This is a genomic window from Dactylosporangium sp. NPDC000521, assembly GCF_042898305.1.
In the GTDB taxonomy this organism is placed as follows: domain Bacteria; phylum Actinomycetota; class Actinomycetes; order Mycobacteriales; family Micromonosporaceae; genus Dactylosporangium.
Map to the genome: position 1 here is coordinate 47,625 of NZ_JBIAYW010000015.1, position 12,842 is coordinate 60,466.

13 protein-coding genes are annotated in these 12,842 nt (G+C 74.4%); 2 read left to right on the plus strand and 11 right to left on the minus strand.

The window, feature by feature from the left end:
* Positions 1-14: 14 nt before the first annotated feature.
* The 9 genes from ACFY3L_RS37775 to ACFY3L_RS37815 all read right to left on the minus strand — a co-directional run bounded on the left by ACFY3L_RS37775 (position 15) and on the right by ACFY3L_RS37815 (position 6,860).
* On the minus strand, positions 15-629 hold the full coding sequence (locus ACFY3L_RS37775) for a hypothetical protein (RefSeq protein WP_389335600.1): 615 nt from the start codon (positions 627-629) through the stop codon (positions 15-17).
* Positions 626-1,969 carry a hypothetical protein gene (locus tag ACFY3L_RS37780; RefSeq protein WP_389335603.1) on the minus strand — a complete coding sequence of 448 codons (1,344 nt, stop codon included), beginning with the start codon at positions 1,967-1,969 and terminating at the stop codon, positions 626-628. The genes ACFY3L_RS37775 and ACFY3L_RS37780 overlap by 4 nt, the downstream gene beginning before the upstream one ends.
* The gene (locus ACFY3L_RS37785; RefSeq protein ID WP_389335606.1) at positions 1,966-2,763 is read right to left on the minus strand and encodes an ABC transporter ATP-binding protein; all 798 of its coding nucleotides are present in this window, start codon (positions 2,761-2,763) and stop codon (positions 1,966-1,968) included. Before ACFY3L_RS37785 ends, ACFY3L_RS37780 begins: the two co-directional genes overlap by 4 nt.
* Positions 2,764-2,784: 21 nt before the next feature.
* Entirely contained in the window at positions 2,785-3,618 is an 834-nt protein-coding gene (locus tag ACFY3L_RS37790; protein WP_389335609.1) for a zf-HC2 domain-containing protein, read from the minus strand.
* Positions 3,615-4,181, minus strand: a complete 567-nt coding sequence (locus tag ACFY3L_RS37795) for an RNA polymerase sigma factor (RefSeq protein WP_389335612.1) — start codon at positions 4,179-4,181, stop codon at positions 3,615-3,617. Before ACFY3L_RS37795 ends, ACFY3L_RS37790 begins: the two co-directional genes overlap by 4 nt.
* A gap of 174 nt (positions 4,182-4,355) precedes the next feature.
* A complete protein-coding gene (locus ACFY3L_RS37800; protein ID WP_389335615.1) occupies positions 4,356-5,114 on the minus strand; it encodes a dienelactone hydrolase family protein in 759 nt (252 codons plus the stop codon).
* Positions 5,115-5,124: 10 nt separating this feature from the next.
* Positions 5,125-5,616, minus strand: coding sequence for a TIGR03668 family PPOX class F420-dependent oxidoreductase (locus ACFY3L_RS37805; protein WP_389335618.1), 492 nt, complete (start codon positions 5,614-5,616; stop codon positions 5,125-5,127).
* Entirely contained in the window at positions 5,526-6,359 is an 834-nt protein-coding gene (locus ACFY3L_RS37810; protein WP_389335621.1) for an LLM class F420-dependent oxidoreductase, read from the minus strand. The genes ACFY3L_RS37805 and ACFY3L_RS37810 overlap by 91 nt, the downstream gene beginning before the upstream one ends.
* A gap of 108 nt (positions 6,360-6,467) precedes the next feature.
* Positions 6,468-6,860 carry a cupin domain-containing protein gene (locus tag ACFY3L_RS37815; protein ID WP_389335625.1) on the minus strand — a complete coding sequence of 131 codons (393 nt, stop codon included), beginning with the start codon at positions 6,858-6,860 and terminating at the stop codon, positions 6,468-6,470.
* Positions 6,861-7,367: 507 nt separating this feature from the next.
* Between ACFY3L_RS37815 and ACFY3L_RS37820 the strand changes: the two genes are divergently transcribed.
* Entirely contained in the window at positions 7,368-8,285 is a 918-nt protein-coding gene (locus ACFY3L_RS37820) for an NADP-dependent oxidoreductase (RefSeq protein ID WP_389335628.1), read from the plus strand.
* 126 nt (positions 8,286-8,411) lie between these two features.
* Here the strand turns inward: ACFY3L_RS37820 and ACFY3L_RS37825 are convergent, their stop codons facing one another.
* Positions 8,412-9,218, minus strand: a complete 807-nt coding sequence (locus ACFY3L_RS37825) for an alpha/beta fold hydrolase (RefSeq protein ID WP_389335631.1) — start codon at positions 9,216-9,218, stop codon at positions 8,412-8,414.
* Positions 9,219-9,276: 58 nt separating this feature from the next.
* Here ACFY3L_RS37825 and ACFY3L_RS37830 point away from each other — a divergent pair, with 58 nt between their 5' ends.
* Positions 9,277-12,294: a BTAD domain-containing putative transcriptional regulator gene (locus ACFY3L_RS37830; RefSeq protein WP_389335634.1), complete on the plus strand. Its 3,018-nt coding sequence runs from the start codon at positions 9,277-9,279 to the stop codon at positions 12,292-12,294.
* Here ACFY3L_RS37830 and ACFY3L_RS37835 read toward each other — a convergent pair.
* Positions 12,270-12,824: a dihydrofolate reductase family protein gene (locus ACFY3L_RS37835; RefSeq protein ID WP_389335637.1), complete on the minus strand. Its 555-nt coding sequence runs from the start codon at positions 12,822-12,824 to the stop codon at positions 12,270-12,272. The genes ACFY3L_RS37830 and ACFY3L_RS37835 overlap by 25 nt on opposite strands.
* Between the last annotated feature and the right edge of the window lie 18 nt (positions 12,825-12,842).

Genomic DNA, 12,842 nt, shown 5'->3' on the forward strand with positions numbered 1-12,842 from the left:
TGTCTCGCGATCGCCTACTGGTCCATCGCCGCCTCGACTGGGGCGATCTGGGGGCCGACGCGGACCGCGTACGCGGCGACACCGGCCACCAGCAGCGTCGCGGCGGTGACCGTGGCGATGCGGTTGCCCGGTTCCTGCACCATCCACAGCGCCGCGTGCCGCCACCGCGGCCCGCCGGGGGCGACCATGAACGCGGCGAGGGCCGCCCACGCCACCGGTACCTGCCAGGCGGCGCGGGCGCCGGCGACGGCGGCGCCGAGGCCGATCACACCGATCAGGCCCGCCGTGTTGCGCAGCACGACCCACACCGGGCCGAAGTCGGCGCCGAACGGGCGGGCGGCGAGCAGCAGGGCGGCGACCACGATGCAGCAGGCGACGAGGTGCGCCGCCCGGCGCGGTGGCCACGGCAGCGCGGCGGTCCGGTCCAGTGCCGGGTCTGGGCCGGCGAGGGTCGGGCAGAACGGCGCCGCCGCCATCGCGGTGGTGAGCACCGCGAGGCCGGCGGGCACGCCGGCGCGGTCCATCATGCTGGACCAGGCGGCCGCGACCAGCGCCACGGCGCCCGCCGAGCCGGCGACGGCGACCGGGACCCGGCGCGAACGCAGGTACAGCCGCAGCCCGCGGGTCACGGTGCGGCCTGACCGGTGAGGTACGGCATCAGGTCCTGCTCGCAGCGCGCGGCCGCGTCGCGCAGCGCGGTCACCCGGCGCAGCTGCTCGGCCCCGGGCAGCGCCCGCAACGCCTGCACGCCGGCCCGCACCTCGGACTGGTACTTGTCCGCGTAGTCGAAGCCGGACCACGAGTCCCACAGCCGGACGGTGTCGGTGTCCAGCAGCCACGCGGCGGCGACGGCCTGGGCCACGTCGTCGCTGCCGTGGCCGCACCCGGACCAGCGGGTGCCGCCGCCCATGACGATGCTCTCCGCGACGTCGGGGTCGCGGCCGGTGCCGGGGTCTACCTCCAGCTGGAACTGCACGGTGCCAGGCCGCGGTTTCGGCCGGAACCACTGGTCGCTGTCGTTCTCGCCGATGGTGTCCAGCCGCAGCTCGACCGCGCGGGTCGGTGCGCCGGGCAGCTTCGCGAGGGCGCGCAGGGCGCGGCGGGCGTCGGCGGAGACGCCGGGCAGCAGGTGGGCGTGCACGGCGGTGACGCAGACCTGCGGGGTGCCGTCGGCGCAGACGTACCGGTACGCGCCGGCGTCCAGCTGCCAGATCCCGGCCGGGCCGGGGCTCGCGACGAGGACCAGACCGGCGACGCCGGCGGCGAGGCCGGCGAACGCGCCCGCGCGCCACAGACCCGACGCGCCCGCGGCGAGCAGGACGCCGGTCAGCAGCAGCCCGGCGCCGAGGGCGAGGTGGCTCAGCAGCAGGCGGGTGGACGTCGTCTCCCACACGGTGTCCGGCGGCCAGGAGATCATCAGGGAGAGGTTGCCGAGCCGGTCGTCGCCGTGAGCGATCTCCGCCGCGCCGACCTGCACGACCAGCACGGCGGCGGCCAGCACCGGCGGCACCAGCGGCGCGGACCAGCGGCGGCCGGCGGCCATGCCCGTCCAGGCCGCGCCGACCAGCACCAGCGCGTCGACCAGCGCCGCGACGGCACCACGCAGCCCCAGGTACGTGCCGGCGAGCAGGGCCGCGCCGGCGGCGAGGACGAGCAGGTGCGCGGCCGCGACGGCGATGCCGAGCGCGCCCATCGCCGGCAGCGCGCGCTGCCAGCGGGGCCGCCCGGTGCTCAGCAGCAGGTCCTCGGCGCGGGTGCGGCGGTCCCGGCGGCCGAGCACCGCGCCGCCGGCCAGTGCGAGCGGCATCAGGATGAACATGCCGGTGGTGTGCACGTAGCCGAAGCGCAGCCACTGGCCCTGCCAGAAGGTGTACATGCTGGCGGCGGACAGCCCGCCGACCACGACCAGCAGCACGGCCACGGCCGGGGCGTTGGATCGGCGCAGCTCGGTGCGCAGCGGCCGGATCACGCCGCGTCCCGGTGCCGGTGCAGCAGGACCGAATAGCCGCGCTCGGCCGGGCTGTCACCGACGCCGCCGGTCTCACCGTGCCGGATCAGGTCGGCGGGCACGCCCTGGAAGACCAGGCTGCCGTCGTCCATCAGCACGACGTCGGTACAGGCGGCGACCACGTCCTCCACGAGGTGGGTGGAGACCAGCACGCAACTGTCGGCGCCGAGGTCGCGGATGAGCTCACGGAACTCCACGCGCTGCTCCGGGTCCAGCCCGACGGTCGGCTCGTCCAGCAGCAGCAGGTCCGGCTCGTTGACGATCGCCTGCGCGATCCCGGCTCGGCGCAGCATGCCGCCGGACAGGGACTTGAGCCTGGCGTCGGCGCGGTCGGTGAGCCGCACCCGGTCGATGGCCTGTTGCGCGGCGGCCGGCACCGCCGAGGACGGCATCTCCCGCAGCCAGGCCATGTACTCCACGGCGTCGCGGACGGTGAAGCGGGGGTAGAAGCCGAACTGCTGCGGCAGGTACCCGAGCCGGGCCCGCACGGGCCGCAGCGCCCGGCCCGCGGTGGCGTCGGTGCCGAGCAGCCGCAGCGTGCCGCGGTGCGGGCGAACGACCGTGGCCAGGGCCCGCATCAGCGTGCTCTTGCCGGCGCCGTTGGGGCCGAGCAGCCCGTGCACGCCGGTGCCGAGGCGAAGGTCGAGGCCGTCGACGGCGAGGTGCCGGCCGGCTTTCACGGACAGTCCGGCCGCCTCGATGGGCCAGGCATGCCGGGTCGGTGCCACCTCGTCGGCGCTCACTGCGCGTACCAATGTTGTCTCCTTTGTAAAAGGTCAGCGCCAGGTGGCGGGGTTTCGCAGGTGGTCGGCGCGCAGTGCGGTCAGCAGCGCCAGTACGACGGCGGCAGCGGCCCACGCGGGCATGGTCTCGGCCCGTATCAGGGCCTCCGCCGGCGCCGTGGCGAACGCGGCCGCGCCGCCGTGACCGAACGTCGCCGCGCCGGCCGCCGCGAGCCAGCCCCCGCCGAGCAGGGCGGCCGCGAGCGGTACGCCGACGCGGCTGCCGAGCAGCAGCGTCGCGGCGGTGAACGTCAGGCACGGCAGCAGCCACAGCGCCGGGTTGCGGCCCAGGGCCAGCCCGGCCAGCGTCAGCGGCGGCAGGACCAGGGCGAGGACGGCGAGGGTACGGCGCAGCAACAGTTCCAGCCCGGCCCGGGCGGTCCCGGCGATCGTCTCCCACGCCGGGTCGGCCCGGTGGGACCACGTGACCGCCAGTCCCGCGAGGGGTGCGACCGGCGCCAGCAGCAGCACCGCCGAGGGCCGGTCGGGGTAGTTCCAGTCGAGCAGGACGGCCGCGAGGATCGCGCTGCACGTCATGGCGGCCCAGCCGAGCACGGACCAGCCGGTCCACCGCAGCCGCCACCGTCGCAGCCTCCGTAGCAGCCGCTGCGGCACCGGCGGCGGTCCGCTGCGCGCCTGGGCGAGGATCGTCGTGCGGGTGTCGTCCAGCAGCGCCCGCAACGGCGGGGCCGCCAGCTCGGCAAGCTGCGCCCGGCACTGCGCGCACCGCTCCAGGTGCCCCTCGAGCGTCCAGGTGGTGGCGGGGTCGGGGCCGAGGGTGCCGGCGGCGTACGCGGCGAGGGCCGCCGGTGCGACGTGCGCGGTCATGTCAGCGCCTCCCGTAGCGCGGTGCGGGCGCGCCGCGCCCGGCTCTTCACGGTGCCCTCCGGCAACCCCAGCAGGATCGAGGTCTCGCGCACGGTGAGCCCGTCCAGGACCATCGCGGCCAGGACCGCCTGCAGCTCCGGCGCGAGGCTGTCCAGCGCCGCGCCGAGCTCCAGGCCGATCGACCCGGCGAGGGCCTCGTCCTCGGCGGCCGGCGCGCTGCGCTCGGGCAGCAGTTCCGTCGGCACCTCCCGCAGGCGGGACCGCCGGCGCAGCGCGTCGACGAGGCGGCGTGCCGCGATCGTCCAGATCCAGCCGACGGCCGTGCCGCCCGGCGCGTCCGCCCCGCCGGACTGCCGCAGCCCGGTGAACGAGCCGGCCGCCCGCCACACCGTCAGGTAGGTGTCCTGCAGCACCTCGGCGATGATGCCGTCGTCGCCGCAGCGGCGGCGCAGCCGGATCGCCAGCCAGGGCGAGGTCCGCCGGTACAGCTCGTCGAACGCGTCCAGATCGGCGCGCGCGACCCGCCGCAGCAGCCGCTCCTCGTCCTGATCACTTCCTCCCACGTCTAGATGGTCGACCGCGAGGCACCCGGCGGATCACCAAACGAGGTGACCTGGGTCACAAGTTGCCGCGAGCCCGCAGGACTGGCCTTGCGTATGGTGCGGCACGGTGACCGGCTCGCGTGACGACGACCGGACTGCAACGCATCGGCCGCAGCCGCAACTTTCGGAAGATCCTTAGAAGACCTCGTCCAGGAAGGCCGTCAGCTCGCGCCAGCTGCGGGCGTCGGCCGCCGGGTGGTACGCGCCGCCCGGCAGGGTGAATCCGTGCTCGGCGCCGGAGTACGTGATGACCTGCCAGTCCAGGTCGGGGCGGGTGCGCAGCTCGTCCTGGAAGGCCGCCACCGCCTCGTCGGGCACCACCGGGTCGGCGCCGCCGGTGCAGATCAGCACCGCGCCGGTGATCGCGGCGACGTCGGCCGGCTCGTGGGCCACGAGGCGGGCGTGGAACGCGACCGTGCCGGCCAGCGGCGCCCCGGTGCGGGCGAACTCCAGCGCCGCCGAGCCGCCGAAGCAGTACCCGATGACGACGATCCGGCTCGCGTCGACCGCCGGGTCGTTCGCCACGACGTCGTAGGCGGCGCGGACCCGGGCGCGCATCAGCGCGAGGTCGCCGTAGTACTTCCCGGCCTCCGCCGCCGCGCTCTGGTGGTCCTCGAAGCGCCGCCCGGTGCCGTAGAGGTCGGCGGCGAAGGCGTAGTAGCCGAGGCGGGCGAGCATCTGGGCCCGGGCCTTGGGGTACTCCCGCAGCCCCGTCCAGTCGTGCACGATGATCACGGCCGGCTTCGGCCCGGCGACCGCGGCGTCGTGGGCACGGTAGCCCTCCATGGGCTGCCCGTCGTGGTCGTAGGCCACCGCCGCCTCGGCGATCTGCGCGCCCGGGCGCTCGGCGACGGCGTCGATGAGCCGCCGGTGCTCGGCGGAGAAGTCGGTCATGACCCCGACTCTACGAGGCAGACCAGCCCGTCCACCGCGCGACGTCGATCGCGATCATCAGGCCCCGGATTCGGTACTGCGGGTAGCGCGCCACCAGCCGCCCGAGCGCCCGGCGCCCCTCCTCCCCCGCCGGGTCCACCTCGCGCGCGATGCCGTCGGCGCGGACCCACCACAGTGCGGACCAGTCCTCGTCGTAATGGTCGGCGAGCACCGCGGCGCGCGGCTCGGCGGCCAGGTTGGCCAGCCGCTGCAGGGCGGTGTGCCGCTTCGGCTTGGCGTCCACGCCGTGGTAGACGGTGTCGCCCTCCAGCGCGAACACGATCGGCACGGCATGGGGTGAGCCATCCGGGGCGACGGTGGCCAGCCGGGCCACGCGCGCCGCCCCGAAACGCTGCCGGCACTCGTCCGGCGTCACGCGCCTTCGCCGGCGAAGTCGGCGATGGCCCGTTCCCACTGTTCGAGGCCGCGCTCGACGATCGAGCGCGGGCCGGAGGGGATCCACCGGCTGGCGCGCTGAACACCGGCCTCGAAGAGGCGCTGCAGTACCGCGGGATCGGCCGGCGCCGAGAGCACCTGCACGTCGATCCGGCGATCGGCCCGGGCCCGCAGCTCGCCGATGCGCTCGACGACACCCTCGCCGTAGTTGGGGAACCAGGCGTCGCCGAACGCCAGCACGCGGTCCAGCACGCCCGGGCCCATGCCACCGACGAGGACCGGCGGGTGGGGGCGCTGGACCGGCTTCGGGAAGGACCAGATCCGTTCGAAGTCGACGTACTTGCCGTGGTACGACGCCTCCGTCCCGGCCCAGATCGCCTTCATCGCCTCGACCCGCTCGCGCAGCACGGCCATGCGCACCCGCGGGTCGGTGCCGTGGTTGCGCATCTCCTCGCGGTTCCACCCGGCGCCGACGCCGAACTCGAAGCGGCCACCGGAGAGCTGGTCGAGCGAGGCGACCTCCTTGGCGGTGATGATCGGGTCACGCTCGATGACGAGGCAGATGCCGCTGCCGATGCGCAGCCGGCTGGTGGCCGCCGCGGCCGCGGTCAGCGCGACGAAGAGGTCGTAGGTGTGCCAGTACTTCTGCGGCAGCTCCTGCCCGTCCTCGTACGGCGTGTCCCGGCTGGCCGGGATGTGGGTGTGCTCGGCGAAGAACACGGCGGACTGGCCGCGCTCCTCGGCCAGCCGCGCCAGGTCGCCTGGGGCCATGGCATTGTGGGTGGGGAAGTATCCGACTCCGAAGTCCATGGCCCCGTCTCTACCCAACCGGCGACGCTTCGACCGGCACGGTGTACTCGCGCTCAGATCCGCGCCCGGCATCGGCTTGGCGGGCGCGGTGGCGCCCTGTGCTGAAGCTCAGGAGGGCCGGGGTGCCCGCCGGTCGCGACGCTGTTCGAGCTCCTCATCACTGACCAGCGTCTGCATCGGCTGACCCGGCACCATGATCATGGTGGCCAGGAAGCGCAGCCAGGTGTCCGGCCGGGGGTTGGCGGTTTGGTAGTGGATGACGTCGCCGCCCGGTTCGAAGACCGCCTCGCCGGCCCGGACCACTCGCTCCGGCTGGCCCTCCAGTTCGAAGATCATCTCGCCTTCGAGGACGTAGGCGGAGAGTGGGCCGGAGTGCCGGTGCGGCGGGATACTCTCGCCCGGCGGCACTTCGAGCAGCACCGTCATGAGCTCGGGCGAATCGGGGATGAACGGCGGTGACTCGTCGATCAGCGTCGTCCGTGTGACGAGGTCCTTGGGCATCGCAGTCCTCCAACGTGTCCCGAGGTGTCCGTAGCGGCCGGCTACGGACCCCATGGTTGCCCGGCGGTGCCCGATCACCCCCATCCCGGCGAGGTGACCGGGGGGTACCGGACCTCGAGGCGCCGTGGATGGCTCGCCGGAGCTCAGGCACCGCCGCGAACGGCGCGCCAGCGTTCTCATGCCGCGGACGGTCAACACAGGCGTTTCCGTGCGACAACGGGTTTCGCCAGGGCCAGCAGTACGAGCAGCAGCGACTCGGCGGCGAGCGGCTGACCCGGTCTACCCGCAGTCGACCGGGTTTGTGCTCGACCCGACCGGGTACGTGGCCGTCAGCGTCGGCACTGCCGAGCCATCGGACAACTCGTACCGGACGACGTCGTTGGACTGGTCCGCGACTCGCGCCACGACCCCTCCCGATCAGCGTGGTAGGGCACCGAGGTCTGGTGCCACTGACACTGGCGATCCGAAGTGCCGTTCAGGCGAGGACTGGTAAACGGGAGGTGCCGCATGAAGGCGGTTGTGGTGACCGACCGGGCCGCAGGAACGGCCGGGATGACGCTGGTGGAGCGGCCCGAGCCGGAACCGGCGATCAACGACGTCATTGTTCAGGTTCATGCGTCGGGATTCGTCCCGACTGAGTTGGCGTGGCCCTCGACCTGGACCGATCGCCTCGACCGCGACCGAACACCGTCGATCCCTGGACACGAACTGGCCGGGGTGGTCACCGCTCTCGGCTTTGGCACGACGGGGCTGTCGGTGGGACAGCGGGTGTTCGGCCTCGCGGACTGGCATCGCGACGGCACCCTGGCGGAGTACGTGGCCATCGAGGCACGCAACCTCGCGCCGCTGCCCGGCGACGTCGACTTCACGGTGGGCGCGAGCCTGCCGATCTCGGGCCTGACCGCGTGGCAGGGGCTGTTCCAGCACGGCCGTCTTCAGGCGGGGCAGAGCGTCCTCGTGCACGGCGCGGCCGGCGCAGTCGGGACGATGGCGACGCAACTCGCACGTGAGGCCGGCGCGTATGTCATCGGTACGGGGCGCGCCGCCGACCGTCAGAAGGCGCTCGACTTCGGCGCGCAGGACTTCGTCGACCTCGACAACGACGTCCTGGAAGACGTCGGCGGCGTCGACCTGGTATTCGACGTCATCGGCGGAGGCATCCAGAGGCGGTCCGCAGTCCTCATCCGGGCCGGAGGAACACTGGTGAGCGTCGTAGGGCCGCCCGAGGCGCGGCCCGCCGACGGCCTGGCGATCGACTTCGTTGTCGAGTTCGATCGCGCCCAGTCGGGTGAGATCGTCCAGCGCGTGCGTGACCTACGGCTGCGGACGAACATCGGCGACGTCGCGGCCCTCGACGATGCCGTCGCCGCCCTCAACCCGACTGAGCGACGCACGGGGAAGACGATCATCCGCGTTCGCCCGTGAGGACTCGGGACGCGATCGCCGGCTTCCCGCGAAGATCCGTCGCACCGTCGGCGCGGTCACCGGATCCACGTCATACCGCTGCAAACGCCGACCCAGTTGGACAGACCCGTCCCCGCTCGAACGTCTTCACGCGTCGCGTGCTCGGCGGGCGGCCCGGCCGTCAGTCCGTACGTCGGCGAGGTCCTCGTCGAGGAACTCCTCGACCAGCGGGACCAGCAGCCCGGCCCGGTGCGGCAGGGAGGCGTGGGTGGTGCCGGGCAGGATCGCGAGGCGGCAGCGCGGCATCGCGCAGATGTCGCCGGGGACACCGCCGCCGAGCAGGCGGAACATCCGCACGGCATGTTCCGGCCGGATGATGTCCGCGTCGCCGATCACGACCAGTGCGGGGGCCCGCAGGGCGCGGATCTGCGCCGCCGTCCACCGCGGCGGATGCGCGTCCAGGACCGCCATCTTCGTGACGAGGCGGTCCCAGCCCGCCGGGTCGGGCGCGGTCCGCAGGTACTCCTCGTGCAGCTCGGAGCCGTGCAGGTGCTCGGGCCGCAGGTGCGCGGCGCCGTCGAGCAGCCCGGGGTGCAGGCCACCGCGGTCGAAGGCGGGCGAGGCGAGCACGAGCCGGCCGGCCCGCGCCGGGTGATGGGTGCCGATCCGCAGGGCGACCGCGGCGCCCAGGCCCCAGCCCAGCAGGTCCGCTCGCGCAAGGCCGAGACGGTCCAGCAGCCGCACCACCTGCGCCGCGAAGCCCTCGACGGTGTACGGCCCGTCGCAGTCGGGGCTGCGCCCGTGCCCCGGCAGCTCGACGGCGACGACCCGCCGCGTGCGGGCCAGCAACGGCAGCAGCGTGCCGAACGACGTATGGATGCCCGACAGCGCGGCCGGCACGAGGATCAGCGGCCGTCCCGGGCCGTCACCGTGCTCCTCGAAGTACATCTCCATGCGGCGCAGTGTGCGGGCCTGCGCTTACGGTCGGCTTACCGCCGTACGATGATCCGTCGTGCGCTTCGGGATCCTCGGTCCGCTCGCCGTCACCACCGCCGACGGCGAGCCGGTGGTCGTACCCGGCGCCAAGGTGCGCATGCTGCTGGCCGATCTGCTGGCGCACCGCAACACGGTGGTCTCCGCCGACCGGCTCATCGAGGACCTATGGGGCGACGACGCACCCGCGAACCCCGCCGGCGCGCTGCAGGTACGGGTGTCACAGCTGCGGAAGGCGCTCAACGACGCCGAACCGGGCGCGCGTGACCTGATCGAGTCGCGGCCGCCGGGCTACCGGCTGCGGGCCGACGACGTCGACGCCGACCGGTTCGCCGCGCTCGCCGACGCCGCCGACGTCGACCGGCTCGGCGCGGCGCTCGCGCTGTGGCGCGGCCAGGCGTACGCCGACGTGGCCGACCAGGAGTTCACGCGCGCCGAGGCGACCCGGCTCACCGAGCAGCGCCTCCTCGTGCACGAGCGGCTCGCCGCGGCACGGCTGGCCCGCGGCGAGCACGACCTGGTCGCCGCGGAGCTGGCCGAGCTCGTCGAGCTCCACCCGCTGCGGGAAGGGCTGCGCGTCCTGCACATGCGCGCCCTGTACGCCGCGGGGCGGCAGGCCGACGCCCTCGACAGCTACGCCGGGCTGCGGGAGCGGCTCGCCGACGAGCTGGGCCTGGACCCGGGACCGGAACTGGCCGCCCTGTACCGGCAGATCCTCGAGCAGGATCCGGCCCTCACCGCACCGCCGAGGTCCGCGATCGTCCGCAACAGCCTGCCCGCCCAGCTGGACGAGTTGATCGGCCGGGCCGAGGCCCTCACGGAGCTGCGCACCCTGATCCCGGCTGTCCGGCTGCTCACCCTGGTCGGGCCGGGCGGGGTGGGCAAGACCCGGCTCGCGGCGGCGGCCGCCGCCGGACAGGTCCACCCGGACGGCGTGCACCTGGTGGAGCTGGCGCCGCTGCCGCCGGCGGACCCGCGGGTGGCGGAGCAGGTCCTCGGGGTGCTCGGCCTGCACGAGGCGCCGGGCACCACCGGGTCCGCGACCGACCGGCTGGTGACGGCGCTGCGGCACCGCGAGATGCTGCTGGTGCTGGACAACTGCGAGCACGTGGTCGCGGCGGCCGCCGCGCTGGCCGGGCGGCTGCTGCGCGACGCGCCCGGGGTGCGCGTGCTGGCCACCAGCCGGGAGCCGCTGCTGCTGACCGGTGAACAGGTCTGGGAGGTGGGGCCGCTCGCGCTGCCGGGCGACCCGGCCGACGTCGACGCGGTGCGGCGCTCGGCCGCGGCCCGGCTGTTCTCGGCGCGCGCGGCCGCGCAGCACCGCGGGTTCCGGCTCGACGAGCAGACCGCACCCGTGGTGGCGCAGCTGTGCCGCCGGCTGGACGGCCTGCCCCTGGCCCTGGAACTGGCCGCGACCCGGGTGCGTGCGCTCGGCGTCCAGGGCGTCGTGGACCGCCTGGACGACCGCTTCGCGCTGCTCACCACCCGGCAGCGGGACGTGCCGGAACGGCAGCGGACCCTCACCGCGGTGATCGCGTGGAGCTGGGACCTGCTGGACCCGCAGGACCGTGCGGTGCTGGCGCGGCTGTCGGTCTTCCGCGACGGCTGCACCCCCGAGGCCGCCGAGCAGGTGTGCGACGCCGGCCTGGACGCCCTGGACCGGCTCGTGGAACGGTCGCTGGTGGTGGCCGAGCCGGGGCCACGGTACCGGCTGCTGGAGTCGATCGCGGAGTTCGGCGCCGCGCGGCTCACCGACGCCGCCGCGATCCGCAGCCGGCACGCCGCGTACTTCCGCTCCCTCGCCGAGCACGCCGATCCGCTGTTGCGCGGCCCCGAGCAGCAGCGGTGGCTCGCGGTCCTGGACGCCGAGCGGGCCAACCTGCAGGCCACGCTCACACACGGCGGCGGCTTGCGGATGGCGCTGGCGCTCACCTGGTACCGGGTGCTGCGGGGGCGGCTCAGTGAGGCCCGCGCCGCTCTGGCGCTGACGGGCACGGCCGACGAGGAGCGCCGCGCCGCGCCCTGGCGGCTCGGGCTGGCGCTGCTGCAGGGCGAGCGGGTACCCGGGAACGTACGGGACGTGCTCGCCCTGGCCCCGGCCGGACGGTCGGCCTGGTTCGTGGCGGACGCCGTGCTGGACCGGGGTGACCTGGCGCTCGCCGCAGAGCTGCTGCCGGAGCGGCACGACGACGCGTGGACCGAGGCAGCGGTGCTGGCGTCGCGGGCGATGCTCGCGCACGCCGCCGGTGACCTGTCCGCACTGGAGGCGGCCGCGACCCGCAGCGACGCGCTGTTCACCGAGCTCGGCGACCGGTGGGGGCGGCTGCGGGCCAGTGACTGGCTCGGCGGGCTGGCGGAGTTCCGCGGCCAGCACGAACGGGCCGCCGCCCTGCACCGGGAAGGGCTGCGCTGGGCGACCGAGCTCTCGCTGTCGCCGCAGGTCGGCGCGAAACTGTCGTGGCTGGCCTGGCTGGCGGTGCAGCGCCGGGACCACGACACGGCGCGGGAGCTGGCCGAACGCGCCTACCGGCTGGCCGTGGAGCAGGGCGCGCCCACCGCGGTGGTGTTCGCCGAACTGAGCCTCGGCATCGCGGCCCGCCGCTCGGGCCGTCTCGACCAGGCCGTCACCCACCTGACCCGCATCGCCGACCAGGGCCGGGTCGAGCCGAACCCGCCGCCGTACCTGCCGATGGTCCTGGTCGAGCTGGCCTACGCGCGGGAGCTGCAGGGCGACCCGGCGGCCGCCTGGGCACTGCACATGGAGGCGTACGAGAGCGCCATCGGCTCCACTCGCGACGGCATCGGCGCGGTCGAGGGCATGGCCACGGTGGCCGAGCCGGCCGTGGCGGCCCGGCTGCTGGGTGCCGCGGCCACCGCCCGCGAGCAGAACTTCGCCCCGGCCGCCCCGGCCGAGCAGGACGAGCTCGACCGGGCGGCGCGACGGGCGGTTGCCGCGCTCGGCCAGGAACGCTTCGACGAGCTGGTGGCCGAGGGCGCCGAACTCAGCCTCGCTCAGGCGGTGGCCTTCGGCCGGTAGGTCGCGACGATGACACCGTTGGTGAAGACCCGGGTGTCGATGAGTTCGAACGTGGCCTTGACGTCGCTCAGCACGCTGGAGAAGCTGGCGGCGCCCACGATGACCGGGTGGATCCAGAACTTCACCTCGTCGACCAGGCCGGCCGTGACCAGCTGCGCGGTGACCGCGCCGTAGCCGTACTGCACGATGTTCCGGCCGTCCTGCTCCTTGAGCTTCGCGACCGCCTCGACCAGGTCCCCTTCCAGCACCTCGGTGTTCCTCCAGGAGGGGTCCTTCAGCGTGGTCGACGCCACGTACTTCTTGACGTTGTTGAAGAAGGCGGCGCCGGTGGTGGGATCGTTCTCGTCCATCGCCGGCCAGGCCTGCGAGAAGCCGTCGTAGGTGGCGCGGCCCATGAGCAGCGCGTCCGCGCCGTTGGTGATCTCGGCGGCCACCTCGGCCGCTTCCTCGGCGAAGTAGGGCGACGTCCACATCGGGTTCTCGATGACGCCGTCGAGGGTGAGGTAGGTGGAGTTGATGAGCTTGCGCATCGGTGGCTCTCCCGGGTG

Coding starts and splice junctions, on each gene's coding strand:
- ACFY3L_RS37790 (WP_389335609.1), bottom strand. CDS start 3,618: ATGACCGCGCACGTCGCACCGGCGGCCCTCGCCGCGTACGCCGCCGGC.
- ACFY3L_RS37800 (WP_389335615.1), bottom strand. CDS start 5,114: ATGACCGACTTCTCCGCCGAGCACCGGCGGCTCATCGACGCCGTCGCC.
- ACFY3L_RS37810 (WP_389335621.1), bottom strand. CDS start 6,359: ATGGACTTCGGAGTCGGATACTTCCCCACCCACAATGCCATGGCCCCA.
- ACFY3L_RS37815 (WP_389335625.1), bottom strand. CDS start 6,860: ATGCCCAAGGACCTCGTCACACGGACGACGCTGATCGACGAGTCACCG.
- ACFY3L_RS37820 (WP_389335628.1), top strand. CDS start 7,368: ATGAAGGCGGTTGTGGTGACCGACCGGGCCGCAGGAACGGCCGGGATG.
- ACFY3L_RS37825 (WP_389335631.1), bottom strand. CDS start 9,218: ATGGAGATGTACTTCGAGGAGCACGGTGACGGCCCGGGACGGCCGCTG.
- ACFY3L_RS37835 (WP_389335637.1), bottom strand. CDS start 12,824: ATGCGCAAGCTCATCAACTCCACCTACCTCACCCTCGACGGCGTCATC.